Origin of the sequence: Lachnoanaerobaculum sanguinis (assembly GCF_033242365.1) — a bacterium.
GTDB classification, from domain to species: Bacteria; Bacillota; Clostridia; order Lachnospirales; family Lachnospiraceae; genus Lachnoanaerobaculum; species Lachnoanaerobaculum sanguinis.
Map to the genome: position 1 here is coordinate 1 of NZ_BTHK01000055.1, position 452 is coordinate 452.

A 452-nucleotide genomic window follows, 5' to 3' on the forward strand; every position below is an offset into this window, starting at 1 on the left:
GTAACACCGCCTACAACACTTACAGGTGTGGCTAATTATGAGTATGCGGAGCCGGATCTTACAAACGGCAGACCGTTGACAGGAACATTAAATCCGGGACAGAATGTCGTAGTATTAAAATACAAGAGAAAGACTGCAGGAAATATAACTGTAAACCACTTTGAAGTAGGTGGAAGTACACAGCTATATACACCTGCGGGAGCGGCAGCACCAAGTGCGGAAACTTATGTAGGAACGGAAAAACTGGGACTGAGTGAAAATCTTACAAACAAAGAAGCAGACATCGACAACTTTGAGTATGTAAGCACAGATGTAACAGGAGCACCTTCAGCGACATCGCCAACAGCTACAGGTGATACAACAGTTACATATCAAACAGCACCACAGACAGTAACCTACAGATACAGACGAAAAGATGCTGCAAATATAACAGTAAACCACTATGAAGTGGG

1 protein-coding gene is annotated in these 452 nt (G+C 43.4%); it reads left to right on the top strand.

Features of this window, described 5'->3' with window-relative positions; translation table 11 throughout:
• On the top strand, positions 1-452 hold a 452-nt coding region (locus SBH76_RS13500; protein ID WP_317978167.1), incomplete at both ends, for a hypothetical protein.